This window comes from Micromonospora polyrhachis, from assembly GCF_014203835.1.
Classification (GTDB): Bacteria; Actinomycetota; Actinomycetes; order Mycobacteriales; family Micromonosporaceae; genus Micromonospora_H; species Micromonospora_H polyrhachis.
Window position 1 is genome coordinate 6,237,238 of record NZ_JACHJW010000001.1, and the last position, 15,272, is coordinate 6,252,509.

The following is a 15,272-nucleotide window of genomic DNA, read 5'->3' on the forward strand; positions in this document are numbered from 1 at the left end:
TGTTGACAACTTTTCGTTGATTCTGCACGATGGACGCATGTCACGCAAGGAAGAGGCCGCACAGGCCGACCAAGCTCAGGCGCACCGCGAGCGGGAGGCACACGAGCGCCTGCGGGGGCTCGGTGCGGATCACCTGGACGGCCGGCCATGGCGACCGGCCCCGTTGCCGCCGTCCGCAGTGGACATCGCGCACTTCGCGCTCTGGCGCTCCGCCGCTCTGGCCCCGGAGGACCTGCTGAGCGCGCTCACGCTCCTGCCCGCCGCACGCGCCGAGGTCGAAGGGCTCGAAGCAGGCCTGCTCTTCACCGCCCGCGGCGCGGGCCTTACCTGGGCGCAGATAGCCGAAGCGATGGGATTCAAATCCCCGCAGGCATGCCAGCAGCACTACGCCCGGCTGACGGCACGGCAAGGTGCCGAATGACGGCGCGCGAGTCCACAACCGGCCTCCTGGTCCTGCACGCCGTCCGCATCACCGGTTTCGCCGACAGCCACGCGATCGCCCGGCGTTTCGGCCTCGATGTCGCCGATACGGCCGAACTGCTGGGCGACGCCGAGGCGTACGGCTGGGTGAGCCACGCCGCCTTCGCCGACCTGAGCGGCTGGTCCCTGACCGAGCGGGGCAAGGCCGAGAACGAGCGCCAACTGGCCGCCGAACTCGCCGCCTCTGGCGGAGCGGATGAGGTCCATGCGGCACACCGGGACTTCCTACCGCTGAACGCGAGGCTGCTGCGAGCCTGCACCAACTGGCAGATGCGTCCCACCGGCCATGACCGGCTCGCGCCCAACGATCATTCCGATCCCGCCTGGGACACCAGCACCCTCAACGAGCTTTCCGCCATCAACCACGCCCTGGCGCCGCTGATCCGCCGGCTCGGCGGCATCCTCGTCCGTTTTCGTGGGTATGACACGCGCTTCACCGGGGCGCTGCTTCGCGCCCGCACGGGAGACGGCGGCTGGGTCGACGGCACCGACATCGACTCCTGTCACCGCGTTTGGTACGAACTCCACGAAGACCTCATCGCCACCCTCGGCCTCGACCGTCAGTCAGAGCCCACCCCGTGATGATCTCTTCGCCACGCTCCGCCCGTTCGATGATGCGCGAGGGGCCGATCCGGCCGATCTGACTGGATCCACAAACCGCCGGATGGGTCAGGATTCGAGTCCCTGGTGGTATCGCAGGAAAGAGGACTCCAATGCTTTGGTGATGACCGGTGATGCCAATACCGAGGTCGATGAGGTGGCCGTAGTGCAGGTGCCCGGCGAATGCGCTCACGGTGGCTACAGTTGGGGCATCGGCAGGTGACAGATGAGCGGCGGTGGTACCCGAAAGGACGCCCTGGGGCTCCGGCTGGACTGGGCAGCGGTGGGGGCACTCGGTGGGGTCGCTGCGGCCGTCATCGCCTTTCTCGCGTACGCGCTGCCACATGATTCCCCGCAGCCTCCAGCTTCCGAGCCGGGGGCGGCGTCACCTCCGGTGACGATCTCAACCATGCCTGACCAGCCCGTACCAGACACGACGACGCCTCGGGCGAGCACAACGCCGTCGCGGAGACCTGACCCGGGTTCCAGCCCGTCGTGGTTGCTGGAGCCACTACTTCCGGCTGGCTGCGAGGAGGCTCTCGCGGTCGTGGACCGGTACTACCGGACGGCGGGTTCGACCAGGCTCAGTCAGCAAGCCGCCGCGACGGAGGCGTACCAGGGGATGATGGGTGCGAGTCTGAATGCGGAGGGGGCCGTCCATACGGTGACGGTGGCGCTGGCGCAGAACTTCTCAGAAATGCGTTTCATATTGTCCGGCATGGTGTCGGGGGATTATGCGGCGGTGCAGGCCAGGACCGGCCGGGACGCCCAGACGCTTCGGAATGTCTGCGACGCCAACCGACAAAGGTAGGCGACTGTCAGTGGCCGAGCAGGCTCCGATGTAGTTCGTTTGCCTCTTTCACGTCGACGAATGGTTGGGCGGCCAGCCAGGCGGCGGCGGCTGCACCGTCGCCCGCGCGGGACAGGGGTGCGTCCGGCCAGCGTCCGGCCAGCGTCGCGGTGACGGACTCGGCCAACGGGGTGTTCCCGGTGAGTAGCCCGCCGCCGAGCACGATCGGAGTGGACGCGTCCGACGCGCGTACCCGGGCGACGCTGTCGGCGAGGTGCCCGGCCGCCTCGGCGACGATCGCGACCGCCGCCGGGTCGCCGTCGCGGTGGGCCCGGATGACCAGCGGGGCCAGGGCGGCGAGTTCCACCGCCGGTCGGCGGGTGACCACCTGGACCAGGGTGTCGACGGTGTCTCTGGGGTTGGCCGCGATCTCGGTCGACCCGAGCAGTTCGGCCAGCACGAGGGTGGAGAGCGGAGCTGGCTCGCGGTGGCAGTCGAGATCGGCCAGGGTCCGTTGTACGGCTGCGCGGCCCAGCCAGAAGCCGGAGCCGGCGTCGCCGAGTAGCCAGCCGTGTCCGTCGGCGGTCCGGTCGAGGGTCAGGTCGCGGACCTGGGCGGCGATGGCCCCGGTGCCGGCGATCAGCACCGTGCCGTCGGTGGCGGCGGTGCCCGAGGCGTACGCCACCAGTGCGTCGCCGTGCACGGTGTAGGGGCAGCGCAGTCCTACGTCGTGCCAGGCCTGGTCGAAGGCGGCGCGACCGGCCGGATCGGCGAGGAGTCGTCCGGCCCCGGCCAGGCCGATGACCCCGGCTCGGACCAGTTTCGGGTCGACCCGGGCCAGGGCGGCACCGAGCGCCGTCCGAAGTTCCTCGGCGGCCCGTTCGGCGCCGTGGCTGGTGGGGTTTCCGCCGCCGGCACGCCCGTCACCGAGCCGGTCGCCGGTCGCGGAGACCACGGCCGCTCTGGTTGACGTACCGCCTACATCGAGACCAACCACTATGGAATCGGATATTTGCGGCAAGGTGCTCTCCAATGGCCGGCGGCGGACGGTGTCCATGCTGGTGGTTGGGGGTCTGCGGGGCAAGGGTGCGGCCGGTGTCGGAGGTCGACGCAAGGTAACAGTTTGAAAACTTCGCCCACGGTATTGACAGCAGGGGGCCTTCAGTAAGAACTTTTACCACTAACGGTAAACAGTCCTTCCAGATTGGTGATCATCATGGTTGAGCGACCGGCGGAGACCAACGCGGGGGCCGCGATGGTCGACGCCGAGCCACTCGACCGACGGACCGTCATCGGAGAACGCTCCGTCACGGACAGCGTGCTGGCTCGGATCCGGTCCCGGCTGCCGGAATTCACCGGGGCCCTACAACGAGTCGCCGAACAGGTGCTCACCGCCCCCGAGGCCGCCGCGCGGGCCACCATCGTCGAGCTGGCCGAGCGCAGTGGCACCTCGCCGGCCACGGTCACCCGCTTCTGCCGAGCGATGGGGTTCGAGGGCTACGCCGGCCTACGCCTGGGCATCGCGGCCGAGACCGGGCGCAGCCGATCCGCCGGCTGGACCGTCGACATCGGACGGGAGATCCAGCCCAGTGACCCGCTCGACCGGGTGCTCGACCAGATCATGGCCGCCGACACCCGGGCCATGCACGACACCGCCGCCCTGCTGGACCTGGCCGAGGTCGAACGCGCCGCCGACGCCATCGCCGGTGCCGACCGGGTGAACATCTTCGGCGCCAGCGGCAGCGCGCTGGTCGGCGAGGAGATGCAGTTCAGCCTGCACCGCATCGGCGTACCCGTCTGGGCCTGGAACGACGTGCACGAGGGGTTGGCCAGTGCGGCACTGCTCCGCCCCGGCGACGTGGCGCTGGGCATCTCGCACAGCGGCCAGACCCGCGAGACGATCGAGACACTCGCCGAGGCGGCCAGCCACGGTGCCACCACCGTGGCGCTGACCAGCTTCCCCCGGTCCGCGTTGGCGGAGTTGGCCGACATCGTCCTGCTCACCGCCGCCCAGGCGACCACGTTCCGGCCGGACGCGCTCTCCGCTCGACACCCGCAGCTCGTCGTACTCGACCTGCTCTACATCGGGGTCGCCCAGCGTACCCACGATCGGGCCCATAGCGCGTTCCAGCGCACCGCACAGGCTGTCGACGGGCACAAGGCAGGAAAGGGGACGGCGGCATGACCGGCGTCGGGTGGGCCGCGTACCCGTGGTATCCGACGGTCACCGGACACGACCAGCGCCTGCTCGTGGGCAACCCGGTCGAGTGCCGGACCCACGTGGCGCTCCCGCGACGTCGGGTCTCGACGCCTCACCGACGTGCTGCTGTCGAGCAGCGCCTCGTGGGGCGATACACCGCCGCAAGCCAGCGGCAGGGTCGGTGCGACCTGCGCCGTCGTCGCTGCGCGGATCGCGCAGCCGGTGCGGCGTGGTCGTACGGCGGTTCCACCCCATCGGAGAGGTCGCTCCTATCGATCTCTTCACGACCGTTCCCGGAAGGAACGAGCACCACGATGCACGTGGGTTGCCCGATGCCAGTGGCACTCGGCGTACGGGTGATCCGACCCCCTACTGAGGAGAGACAAAGATGTCCGTAAACCCCGAGAGCGTGTCGGACCTGACCCGCCGCACCGTCCTGCGTCGGGCTGCGGCGGCCGGACTGCTCGCGACTCCGGCCGCCGGGCTGCTGACCGGCTGCGTCGGTGGCGGCAACGACGAGCCGACGGACCAGGCCGAGGGTGAGAAGACCAAGGACAACCCGCTGGGCGTCAAGGCGGACGCCGAGCTGGAGGTCGTCATCTTCAACGGTGGCCTGGGCACCAAGTACGCGACCGACGTGCACGTCCCGTCGTACAAGGCCAAGTTCCCGCAGGCGAACGTCAAGTTCTCGCAGGCCGAGGAGATCGCCACCGTCCTGCAGCCCCGGTTCACCAGCAACACCCCGCCGGACATGGTCAACAACGCCGGGTCGAAGCTGATGGACCAGGGCGCGCTGGTGCAGGCCGGTCAGGTGCAGGACCTGACCGAACTCTTCGAGGCCGACTCGCTGGACATCCCGGGCAAGAAGGTCAAGGACACGCTGATCCCGGGCACCATCGAGCAGGGCAGCTTCAACGGCAAGCCGTACGTGCTCAACTACGCCTTCACCGTCTACGGCCTCTGGTACGACAGCGCGCTGTTCGAGAAGAACGGCTGGACCGCGCCGAAGACCTGGGCCGAGTTCACCGCGCTCTGCGACAAGATCAAGGCAGCGGGCATCACGCCGTACTCGTATGCCGGGGCGAACGCCGCCTACTACCAGTACCTGGCGATCCTGACCAGCGCTGCCAAGATCGGCGGCCCGGACGTCCTCAAGAACATCGACAACCTGGAGCCCGGTGCCTGGACCAACGACGCCGTGAAGCAGGCTGCGGCGGCCTGGGCCGAGATCGGTGCCAAGTACGGCAACAAGGCACACCTCGGCCTCAAGCACACCGAGGTCCAGCTCCAGCAGAACCAGGGCAAGGTCGCCTTCTACCCCAGCGGTTCCTGGCTGGAGAACGAGCAGGCCAAGGACACCCCGCCGGCCTTCAAGTACGCGGTCATGCCGGTGCCCAGCGTCACCGCTGCGGACAAGCTGCCGCAGACGTCGATCTTCGCGTCGGCCGGTGAGATGTACTTCGTCTCATCGAAGGGCAAGAACCCGCGTGGCGGCATGGAGTACCTGCGGCACATGCTCTCCAAGGCCGGTGCCAAGGGCTTCACCGAGCAGACCAAGGTGCTCACCGTGGTGCAGGGCGCGGTCGACGGCGTGGCCGTCTCACCCGGTCTGACCAGCGGCAACGCCATGCTGACCGCCGCCGGTAGCGACTACTTCAGCTACCGCTGGCCGGACTGGTACAAGAAGCTCGACGACGAGGCGCGGGCCGCCACCAACGAGCTGATGTTCAACGGCGGCAGCGCGGACAGGTTCTGCGAGCGCATGCAGAAGGCCGCCGACGCGGTGAAGAACGACCCGTCCATCGAGAAGTTCAAGCGCTGAGCGGAGCGTAGGGGATCATGCGGTACGGCAGGTACCCGTTCATCGTCGGCTTTCTAGCCGCACCGGTCGCGATCTACGTGACCTTCGTCATCGCACCGTACGCCCAGGCGTTCTATCTGGCGATGACCAACTGGCGTGGGGTGAGCGCCAACCCGAAGTTCATCGGGCTGCAGAACTTCGAGCGACTGCTGCAGGACGACATCTTCTGGAAGGCGGTCCGCCACCACGGCCTCCTGCTGCTTGCCGTACCGCTGATCACCATCGCGATCGCCCTCTTCTTCGCGTTCATGCTCAACGTCGGAGGGGGCGGTCGGCGCGGGGAGATGACCGGGGTCTGGGGGTCGAGGTTCTACCGGGTGGTGTTCTTCTTCCCCCAGGTCCTGGCCGTGGTCATCGTCGGCGTCATCTTCAGCCGGGTCTACGCGCCCGACGACAGTGGTCTGCTCAACGGCGCGCTCACCGCGGTCGGCCTGGAACCGGTGCTCTTCATGGCGGACCCGGACATCGCGCTGTGGTCCATCGTCGCCGTACTGATCTGGCAGGCGGTCGGCTTCTACGTGGTGCTCTTCTCGGCCGGCATGTCGTCGGTGCCCAAGGAGATCTACGAGGCGGCGACCATCGACGGGGCCAACCGGACCAACATGTTCTTCCGGGTCACCCTGCCGCTGTTGTGGGACACCCTGCAGGTCGCCTGGGTCTATCTGGGGATCGCCGCCTTCGACGCCTTCGCCATCGTGCAGGTGCTCTCCGTCGACCAGGGTGGCCCGGACGGGGCCACCACGGTGCTCGGCATGGAGATCTACCGCAACGCCTTCAGCTACTCGCAGTTCGGCTACGCCTCGGCGATGGGCGTCGCGTTGTTCTTTCTGACGATCACGTTCGCGGCGCTCACCCTGCGTGTCAGCAAGCGTGAAACGATCGAGCTCTGAGCGGGGCCGGAGATGACGACGAATAGCAAACCGATCGCGCCGGCCGGGCCGGCGAAGTCCACGGCCCGACCGACCGGCGACGGTGGGCAGCCGACTGGTGACGGCAGGCGTGCGGGCAGGGACCGCCGGCACTCGGCCGCTACGCAGAAGTCGGAGGTACGGCTCCTCTCCGGCCTGGGGCACATCGCTCTCCTGGTGTGGGCCATTCTGGTGATCGCGCCGCTGCTGTGGACGTTCCTCGCCTCCTTCAAGAGCAACACCGAGATCTTCCTCGGCAGCCCGTTCGCCATACCCGACTCGTTCAGCTTCGCCAGCTACGGCCGGGCCTGGAGCGAGGCGAACGTCGGCCGGTACTTCCTCAACAGCGTCTTCGTGGTGACGCTGGGCACCGCCGGGACGATGCTCTTCGGTTCGATGGCCGCGTACGTGCTCTCGCGGTACCGGTTCTTCGGCAACCGGGCCATCTACTACCTGTTCGTGTCGGGACTGGCGTTCCCGGTGTTCCTGGCGCTCGTGCCACTCTTCCTGATCGTCAACAACCTGGGCCTGCTCAACACCTACACCGGCCTGATCCTGGTCTACATCGCGTACTCGCTGCCGTTCACCGTGTTCTTCCTGGCCGCGTTCTTCAAGACGTTGCCCAACTCGGTGGCCGAGGCCGCGATGATCGACGGGGCGTCGCATACCCGGCTCTTCTTCCGGATCATGATGCCGATGGCGAAGCCCGCGCTGGTCAGCATCACGATCTTCAACATCATCGGCCAGTGGAACCAGTACCTGCTTCCGGTGGCCCTGATGCAGGGGCAGGGTGCCGACCAGAAGTGGGTGTTGACCCAGGGCATCGCCAGCATCTCGACGGCGGCCGGCTACGAGGCGGACTGGGCGGCGCTCTTCGCGGCGCTGACCATGTCGATCCTGCCGATGATCGTCGTCTACGCGTTCTTCCAGCGACAGATCCAGAACGGCTTGACCGCCGGCGCGGTCAAGTAGCCGAAGACGCCGGTCCGACCGGGGCCGCCGCTGGCGGTGGCGGCAATGTCGCAGGGGCCGGGCAGAATCGCGTACGTGCTGGTGGCGGTGGTGCCCGACGAGGGCGGTGGGGGACAGGTGCGGCCGTTGTCCGTCGACGGCCGCCCCGCCGGCCCCACCGAGACCGTTTCCGACCTGGCCGCCGTCGTCGCCCGGTGGGAGAACACCGACCGGCCACGCTGGGTCTGGTCCGCCACCAGCGTGACCTATCCGGCCCTGTTGCGGGCCGGAGTCCGGGTCGACCGCTGCCACGACGTCGAGCTGACCGAGTCGTTGCTGCTCGGATACGCCGGCCGGTGGGGTGAACCCCGTGCTCTACCGGCCGCCTGGGCCCGGCTCACCGGCGCGCCTGTACCGGCCGACCCGCCACCCCGATCGGCTGCCCCACCCGGTGACGGTCAGGCCGCGCTCTTCGACACGCTGCCCGGCCCGCCGGCCGTCGGGCTGGACGCCCTGGTCCGCGTCTACGCCGACCAGCACGCCCGGATCGAGGCGACGGCCGAGGCAGGGCGGTTTCGGCTGCTGGTCGCGGCGGAGTCAGCCGGTGCACTGGTCGCAGTCGAGATGGCCGCCCACGGGCTGCCCTGGCGGGTCGACGTGCACGAGGAGATCCTGCTCGACCTGCTCGGCGAGCCGTCGCCGGTGGGTGGGCCACCCCGCCGGTTGGCTGAGCTCGCCGCCCGGATCGCCGAGGCCTTCGGCGTACGGCAGCTGCACGCCGATTCCCCCGCCGAGCTGCTGCGCGCCTTCGCCCGCGCCGGGGTGGAGCTACCCAACACCCGAAGTTGGGTGCTGCGGAAGGTGGACCATCCGGCGGTGCCGCTGCTGCTCGAATACAAGGAGCTCTACCGGATCTGGACGGCGCACGGCTGGACCTGGCGGGACACCTGGGTGCGCGACGGCCGGTTCCGCCCCGAGTACGTACCCGGTGGGGTGGTCTCCGGGCGGTGGGCGACCCGGGGCGGCGGTGCGTTGCAGATCCCCAAGGTGATCCGGCGCGCGGTGGTGGCCGATCCGGGCTGGCGGCTCGTGGTTGCCGATGCCGGGCAGTTGGAGCCCCGGGTGTTGGCGGCGGTCTCCGGCGACGATGGACTGGCGGCTGCGGCGGGCGCGGGTGACCTCTACGCGGCACTGGCCCGGCAGTCCTTCGGTGGTGACCGGGGCCAGGCGAAGCTGGCCCTGCTCGGTGCCATGTACGGCCAGACCGGTGGGGCGGCGATCCCCGCCCTCGCGGCGCTGCGGCGCAGCTATCCGACGGCGTTCGACTACGTGGAGGCCGCCGCCCGCACGGGTGAGGGGGGTGGGCTGGTGCGGTCCTGGCTGGGACGCACCTGTCCGCCGTCCTCGGTCAGTGTCGGCGAATCGGCGGGGGAGGGCGTGGACTTCGAGGTGACCAGCGGGGCCGACCCGTACGGTCCCCGGGCTCGGGCGGCGGCGCGTTCCCGGGGGCGGTTCACCCGCAACTTCGTCATCCAGGCCACCGCTGCCGAGTGGGCGTTGGCGCTGCTGGCCACGTTACGTGGGGCATTGGCCGACAGCTCGGCGGAGCTGGTCTTCTTCCAGCACGACGAGGTGATGGTGCACTGTCCCGAGGAGCAGGCCGAGCGGGTTGCGGCGCTGGTCGCCGAGGCCGGACAACGGGCTGGTCGGCTGCTCTTCGGCGGGACATCGGTGCGCTTTCCCCTCGACATCTCGGTGGTCGACTGCTACGCCGACGCGACATAGCGGACTAATTCCTTCAAATTCCGACACCCTGCGTGATGCGGATCGTTGGGTCCGGTGTGCGTACGACGGGTCCGGCGCGCTGCGCCTGGCCCACGGGCCAGGAGGGATGTGGCGTAACTGAGCCGGATCGCAGGAATGATCATCGCCGCCGGTGGCGGACGCCGCATCGGTGGCCCCGAGGCACTGTTGCGTCAGGGGGAGAAACCACTGGTGAGGCAGGTGCTGGAGACGGTACGCAAGGCCGGGTGCGACCCACTCGTGGTGGTTCTGGGGGCCGCCGCCGACCAGGTGCGGGCAACCGCAGACCTGACCGAGGCGACGGTTGTCGTCAACCGCTCCTGGGGGACCGGGATAGGGTCGTCGATGCGTAAGGGATTGGACGCCCTGCGTGCCCCCGACATCGAGGCCGTGGTGGTGGTGCCGGTGGACATGCCGGGGTTGACCGTGGCGGCGATCCGGCGGGTCACCGCGTTGCCGTACCCGGATGTGCTGGTCTGCGCGACCTACGACGGACTCCGGGGGTACCCGATGCTCTTCGGTCGGCGGCACTGGGCCGGCATCGCGACGTTGGCCAACGCCGACGTGGGTGCGCGACCCTACCTACTGGCCCACAAGAAGCAGATCGTGGACATCGCGTGCGACACGGTGGCCGACGGGTGCCGGGTGGACAGTCCCGAGCTGATGGCGCTGTGGGGGCTGACCGTGCCACCGCAGCGGGTCGGGGTGTAGATCGGGTCCGGTAGCGTGGCCCCGTGTCGGACTCGATTCCCCTCGTGGTGGCCTTCTTCTCCCCGTTCGCATTGCTCCTGTTGGTCTTGCTCGTCAGCCGGCGTCCGAAGCGGAGTGTCGACCTGGTGCCGCCAGCGGAGGTCGATCCACGCACGGTTGCCGAACAGGTGGCGGCGCTGCTTCGGGCCGGCAAGAAGATCCCTGCGGTCAAGCTGGTCCGCGACCGGACCGGCCTGTCCCTGCGGGACGCGAAGGAGGCCGTCGACGCCATCGAACGGGATGGAGCCCAGGCGATGCCCGGGCTCGGCAAGCTACCGTTCGTTCCGACGTCGCCCGGCTCGTCGCTGTCCGATGTGCCGCCGGCGGTGCTCGACCAGGTGCGGAAGCTGCACCACCGGGGGCGGAAGATCGAGGCGATCAAGGTGCTGCGCCAGCACACCCGTCTCGGTCTCAAGGAGGCCAAGGAGGCGGTCGAGCGGTTGTAGCTCGCCCTGCTCAGATCTCCACGTTGAACCGGCGCAGAATTGACGGGGCCAACAGGCCAGCGGCGGAGAGCACCGACAGCACGGTGAAGACGGTACGGAGGACGACCACCTCGACCTTGCCGCCGACCTTGACCGCGTACTTGTTCGGCACCCCGATCATGCGCCACATCCGCCGCCCGATGGGAATCGGCCAGAGGATCGGTACCCCGGCGCTGGTGATCATGTCGCCCAGGATGTGCACGATGCAGCCGACCCCGACCGCGAGGCCGAGCATCGGATAACCACGGTCGTCAGGCAGGTGCAGATACGTGAAGTACGCCGCCGCCAGGGACACCAGCGTGACGATCACCCAGCCGGCCCGCTTGGCCCACTCGTCGAACAGTCCGCGCAGCGCCAGTCCGATCATGAAGAACAGGATGCCGATGACCGCCCACTTGCCGTACGCGGTGCACAGCGCGGTGGTGCCCCAACCCACCAGCACGGTGAACGGGATGGTGTGGGTGAGCGTACGGTGTCCGTTGTTGCGGTGTGGATCCTTGCTCAGCTTCGTCGCGTGGTAGACGCCGAGCGAGATCTTCTCCATCACCTCGGCGATGAACAGCGACACCACGCCGAAGGTCCGGGCGACGGTCGCGCCGCCCTGGTTCTTGGTCACCTTGCCGGAGAGGTCCAGATCGGGAAAGAGCGCGCCACCGGCACAGACCGCGGTGCCGACGGCGATCGCGATCGGCGACTGCTCGTAGCCGGCGAACTGGTCCAGCGCCAGGGATCCGGTCAGCCATACGGCGGCACCGGACAGCGCATGGGATGGTCCCATCATCGTCGTTCATTCCTCCCCAAGATCTGCCCGCAGGCTACGCCACTTTGTCAGAGGGGAGGCGTCTGGGCAATTCACCGTGCATCCACAGTGGAAGGGGAGCGTCTTGTTGTCGGTCAAGCGCTTCCGCGGCCCTTCCCGCCGAGCAGCGGAAGGTCAAGCACCTTCGCGGAGCGGGATGCCGCGGACGATCGCAACGGCGATCTGGCAGAACTGTTCCATGTCCGGGGTGAAGTCCGGGGCTACCTCCGAGGGCAGCGCGAGTCTGGTCTCGACCAACAGCCGCCGGCAGACGTCCTCGATGGGCTGACCGGTGTAGTCGGCACGGACCAGGTCGGTGGCGGTCCGTAGGGCGCGGCGGAGCTGTTCCTCAGTGGGACGGCCAGCCTGCCGTGCGGGGTTCGCCCCGGCCGTCTGCGGCGAGACGCGTTGCTCGGACATGGTTCTCTCCCTTCCTGAGACCGGGATCTTCCGCACTCGGCGGGACTCCAGGTGCCGGGTCCGGGCCGGCCAGACCATCGCCGGTACGGCGGCGACTCGGACGGAATGCTAAGGCGTTTCGGCAGCCTCCTCCCAGAGGGAGAGCCGGCGCAGGGACTGGACCCGGGCGGCCTGGCGATGCCCGGGCGCGAGGATCGACAGCGCTTCGGTCTGGACCGGGGGCAGGCCGGCGACCTCGAACGACAGGGCGAGCGTGCGGGTGTCCGGCACGGCGGCACCTCCTCGTTGATGACGATCCTGCCGAATGGACCGCCGGGACGGGACGCGTTTCGCCGATCAGGCGTACGCCGGGCCCAGGAGCATGTCGACATCGGCGGCGACAGGCCAGAGGGCGTCGAGTTCCTCGGCCACGGTAACCGAACGAGGTACCCGCGGTACATGCCGTGTTGGCCGGGCGGGCGGGAGCGGAGGTTTACCACCGGAAGGTGCGGGTAGTCGCGAAGGCTTGTGCCACCCGGTGCGAAGGCTTGTGTCACCCGGTGGTGCCCGTACGACACGGAGGAGGGGATTTCGATGGACGGCCGTACCAAGGTAGCGGTGATCTACTACAGCGCGACCGGGATCACCTATCAGATGGCCCTGGCAGCGGTCGAGGGTGCCGAGCAGGCTGGTGCCGAGGTGCGGTTGCGCAAGGTGCGGGAACTCGCCCCTGAAGAGGCGATCCGGTCGAACTCCGGTTGGCACGCCCATCAGTTGGAGACCCAGGACGTGATGGAGGTGGAACTGGACGACCTCACCTGGGCCGATGTGGTGATCTTCGGGACCCCCACCCGGTACGGGGTGATGGCCGCCCAGCTCAAGCAGTTCATCGACACCAGCGGACCGCTGTGGAGTCAGGGCGTGCTGGTCAACAAGGTCTACGCCGGCTTCTGCTCGACCGCCACCACCCACGGTGGCCAGGAGGCGACCCTGCTCTCCATGTTCAACGTCTTCTACCACTGGGGCGGGATCGTGGTCACCCCCGGCTACGTCGAGCCCAGCCAGTTCATCGCCGGCAACCCGTACGGCGGTTCGCACACCAGCAACAACGGGGAGACGGCACCGGACGAGGTGGCCCGGACCGCGACGGCGCTGACCGCCCGCAGGGCGGTGCAGATCAGCACGGCCCTGCGGGCTGGCCTGGCCGGGTAGGCCCGAGTCAGCCCGTCGGCCTGGCCGGGTAGGCCCGAGTCAGCCCGTCGATCTGGCCGGGTAGGCCCGAGTCAGCCCGTCGATCTTGTCGAGGCCGTCGTGGCCGGCAGCAACCCAGTCAGTAGCTCTGTCAGCACCAGCATTCCGTCCTGGCTGAGCACCGACTCGGGGTGGAACTGCACGCCGGCGAAGGTCGTACCGCGTAGGGCGTGCACCGTGCCGTCGTCGGCGTCGCGGGCCACCCGGACCGGGCCGTGGCTCGTGGTGATCACGTCAGTGTCGGCCAGGGCGGTGTACGTGGCGTAGAACCCGACCCGGCGGCGCGCGCCGAAGAGGTCGACCTCCCGCTGCAACCCCTGGTAGGGCAGGTCACGGCGGTGCAGGCGCAACCCGAGCTGCCCGCAGAGCAACTGGTGCCCTAGGCAGATGGCCAGGGTGGGGTGACCGCCGTCGAGCAGCATGCCGAGCAACGTACGCAGGGTGGTCATCTTCGGGTCGTCCGGGCTGGTCGGGTCACCCGGCCCGGGGCCGACCACGGTCAGGTCGAACCCGGTCGGGTCACCGATGCGGTGCCACGGCCGCAGTTCGGTGGCCAGCCCCAGCGCCCGCAGCTGGTGGGTCAGCATGCCGGTGAAGGTGTCCTCGCCGTCGACGATCAGCACCCGTCGACCGGCGAGCGTGGGCACCACCGCCTCGCCTTCCGCACGCTGCTCCAACCAGAACCGGGCGAGCCGGTCGTTGCGGGCGGCCAGCGCGGCGCGTACCGCCGGATCGTCGGCCAGCCGAGTCGCCGGGGCGGTGCTGCGGGGCGGTCCGCCGGTCGTTCGTACCCCGAGTGCGGCCAGCACCCCGGCGGCCTTGGCGTGGGTCTCCGCCACCTCACCCGTGGCGGTGGAGTGCCGCACCAGGGTCGCGCCGACCGGCACCCGCAGCTCGCCGTCGGGGGAGATCTCCGCCGTCCGGATCAGGATCGGCGCGTCCAGGGTCTGCCGGCCGGCGGTGTCCCGACCGAGCAGGGCGAGCACCCCCGCGTAGTAGCCCCGGCCGGTCCGCTCGTGCCGGGCGATCACCCGACAGGCGTTCTCCATCGGGCTACCGGTGACGGTCGGGGCGAACATGGTCTCCCGCAGCACGTCCCGTACGTCCAGCGAGCCCCGTCCGGCCAGCAGGTACTCGGTGTGGCTGAGCTGGGACATCTCCTTCAGGTACGGCCCGATCACCTGCCCGCCCCGGTCGGCCACGGTCGCCATCATCTTGAGTTCCTCGTCGAGCACCATGTACAGCTCGTCGATCTCCTTCGGGTCGGCGAGGAACCGCAGCAACGCGTCGAGGTCGGCCGGCCCGTCCGGGTGCCGGAACGTGCCGCTGATCGGGTTCATCATCACCAGGCCGTCCTCGACGCTGACGTGCCGTTCCGGGGTGGCCCCGACCAGTGTCCGGGTGCCGGTGTGCACCAGGAACGTCCAGTAGGCGCCCCGCTCACCGGTCAGCAGTCGCCGCAACGCGGCCAGCGCCGAGGTCAGGACCGGCCCGACCAGTCGCGCCCGGTAGGTGCGGTGGATGACGAAGTTCGCCCCCGCTCCACGTCCGATCTCCTCCCGCAGCACCCGCTCCACGATCTCCCCGTACTCCTGGTCGGAGAGGTCGAAACCGCCGCCTTCGGTATGGACCGGCGCATCGGGCAGCGCGGCGAGCGCCTCGTCCAGGGGGGTCCGGTCGAGCGCGGCCACGGCCAGGTACTCCAGCGGGGTGCCGTCGTCGAGGTGGGCGAACCCCCGCTCGGCGAGCTGGCGGAACGGCACCAGGGCCAGCGTGGCCGGCCCATCCGGGCGCTCGGTCAGGGGAAGGTCGGCCAGCCGGTCGGCAACGTGCGCCGTACCCGTGTAGACCTCCAGGTGGGCCGCGCCCTCGCGGCGGATCAGGGCGAACGGACCGGGGTCGCCGCCGGCGGCCAGCGTGGCGAGCAGGTGCGGTAGCAGCTTCATGGTGTCGTTTCCTCAGGCCGGGGGCCGTCCGGCGGGGAGGCCGGAATGC

At 69.3% G+C, this 15,272-nt stretch carries 16 protein-coding genes; 11 read left to right on the forward strand and 5 right to left on the reverse strand.

Features of this window, described 5'->3' with window-relative positions; translation table 11 throughout:
- Positions 1–37 precede the first annotated feature (37 nt).
- The 3 genes from FHR38_RS27600 to FHR38_RS27610 all read left to right on the forward strand — a co-directional run bounded on the left by FHR38_RS27600 (position 38) and on the right by FHR38_RS27610 (position 1,891).
- On the forward strand, positions 38–421 hold the full coding sequence (locus FHR38_RS27600) for an SANT/Myb-like DNA-binding domain-containing protein (RefSeq protein WP_184537685.1): 384 nt from the start codon (positions 38–40) through the stop codon (positions 419–421).
- Complete coding sequence (locus FHR38_RS27605; protein ID WP_184537687.1) at positions 418–1,062, forward strand: transcriptional regulator; 645 nt, start codon at positions 418–420, stop codon at positions 1,060–1,062. The genes FHR38_RS27600 and FHR38_RS27605 overlap by 4 nt, the downstream gene beginning before the upstream one ends.
- 565 nt (positions 1,063–1,627) lie before the next feature.
- Positions 1,628–1,891: a hypothetical protein gene (locus tag FHR38_RS27610; RefSeq protein WP_184537689.1), complete on the forward strand. Its 264-nt coding sequence runs from the start codon at positions 1,628–1,630 to the stop codon at positions 1,889–1,891.
- A 7-nt stretch (positions 1,892–1,898) separates the two neighbouring features.
- Here FHR38_RS27610 and FHR38_RS27615 read toward each other — a convergent pair whose 3' ends face one another.
- On the reverse strand, positions 1,899–2,882 hold the full coding sequence (locus FHR38_RS27615) for an N-acetylglucosamine kinase (RefSeq protein ID WP_184540302.1): 984 nt from the start codon (positions 2,880–2,882) through the stop codon (positions 1,899–1,901).
- Positions 2,883–3,086: 204 nt separating this feature from the next.
- Between FHR38_RS27615 and FHR38_RS27620 the strand changes: the two genes are divergently transcribed.
- From FHR38_RS27620 to FHR38_RS33355, 7 genes are all read left to right on the forward strand, one after another.
- Positions 3,087–4,055 (forward strand): MurR/RpiR family transcriptional regulator, encoded by a 969-nt coding sequence (locus tag FHR38_RS27620; protein WP_184537691.1) that lies wholly within the window; start codon positions 3,087–3,089, stop codon positions 4,053–4,055.
- A 403-nt stretch (positions 4,056–4,458) separates the two neighbouring features.
- A complete protein-coding gene (gene ngcE, locus FHR38_RS27625; protein WP_184537693.1) occupies positions 4,459–5,892 on the forward strand; it encodes an N-acetylglucosamine/diacetylchitobiose ABC transporter substrate-binding protein in 1,434 nt (477 codons plus the stop codon).
- A gap of 17 nt (positions 5,893–5,909) precedes the next feature.
- Positions 5,910–6,821, forward strand: coding sequence for a carbohydrate ABC transporter permease (locus FHR38_RS27630; protein ID WP_184537694.1), 912 nt, complete (start codon positions 5,910–5,912; stop codon positions 6,819–6,821).
- Positions 6,822–6,833: 12 nt separating this feature from the next.
- Entirely contained in the window at positions 6,834–7,811 is a 978-nt protein-coding gene (locus FHR38_RS27635) for a carbohydrate ABC transporter permease (protein WP_184537695.1), read from the forward strand.
- Positions 7,812–7,856: 45 nt separating this feature from the next.
- A complete protein-coding gene (locus FHR38_RS27640; protein WP_184537696.1) occupies positions 7,857–9,575 on the forward strand; it encodes a bifunctional 3'-5' exonuclease/DNA polymerase in 1,719 nt (572 codons plus the stop codon).
- Positions 9,576–9,710: 135 nt separating this feature from the next.
- Positions 9,711–10,304, forward strand: a complete 594-nt coding sequence (locus FHR38_RS27645) for a nucleotidyltransferase family protein (RefSeq protein WP_184537698.1) — start codon at positions 9,711–9,713, stop codon at positions 10,302–10,304.
- Positions 10,305–10,327: 23 nt separating this feature from the next.
- Positions 10,328–10,789 (forward strand): ribosomal protein L7/L12, encoded by a 462-nt coding sequence (locus FHR38_RS33355; RefSeq protein WP_184537701.1) that lies wholly within the window; start codon positions 10,328–10,330, stop codon positions 10,787–10,789.
- A 10-nt stretch (positions 10,790–10,799) separates the two neighbouring features.
- Here the strand turns inward: FHR38_RS33355 and FHR38_RS27655 are convergent, their stop codons facing one another.
- From FHR38_RS27655 to FHR38_RS27665, 3 genes are all read right to left on the reverse strand, one after another.
- Positions 10,800–11,609, reverse strand: a complete 810-nt coding sequence (locus FHR38_RS27655) for a metal-dependent hydrolase (protein WP_184537703.1) — start codon at positions 11,607–11,609, stop codon at positions 10,800–10,802.
- 153 nt (positions 11,610–11,762) lie between these two features.
- Positions 11,763–12,047, reverse strand: a complete 285-nt coding sequence (locus FHR38_RS27660; protein ID WP_184537705.1) for a Rossmann-fold NAD(P)-binding domain-containing protein — start codon at positions 12,045–12,047, stop codon at positions 11,763–11,765.
- Between the two features lie 108 nt (positions 12,048–12,155).
- Positions 12,156–12,317 (reverse strand): hypothetical protein, encoded by a 162-nt coding sequence (locus FHR38_RS27665; protein WP_184540517.1) that lies wholly within the window; start codon positions 12,315–12,317, stop codon positions 12,156–12,158.
- Positions 12,318–12,620: 303 nt separating this feature from the next.
- On the opposite strand from FHR38_RS27665, the gene wrbA reads away from it, so the two are divergent.
- On the forward strand, positions 12,621–13,238 hold the full coding sequence (gene wrbA / locus FHR38_RS27670) for an NAD(P)H:quinone oxidoreductase (protein WP_184537707.1): 618 nt from the start codon (positions 12,621–12,623) through the stop codon (positions 13,236–13,238).
- 71 nt (positions 13,239–13,309) lie between these two features.
- On the opposite strand, the gene FHR38_RS27675 is transcribed toward wrbA, so the two are convergent.
- Positions 13,310–15,223 (reverse strand): anthranilate synthase family protein, encoded by a 1,914-nt coding sequence (locus tag FHR38_RS27675; RefSeq protein ID WP_184537709.1) that lies wholly within the window; start codon positions 15,221–15,223, stop codon positions 13,310–13,312.
- Positions 15,224–15,272: the final 49 nt, after the last annotated feature.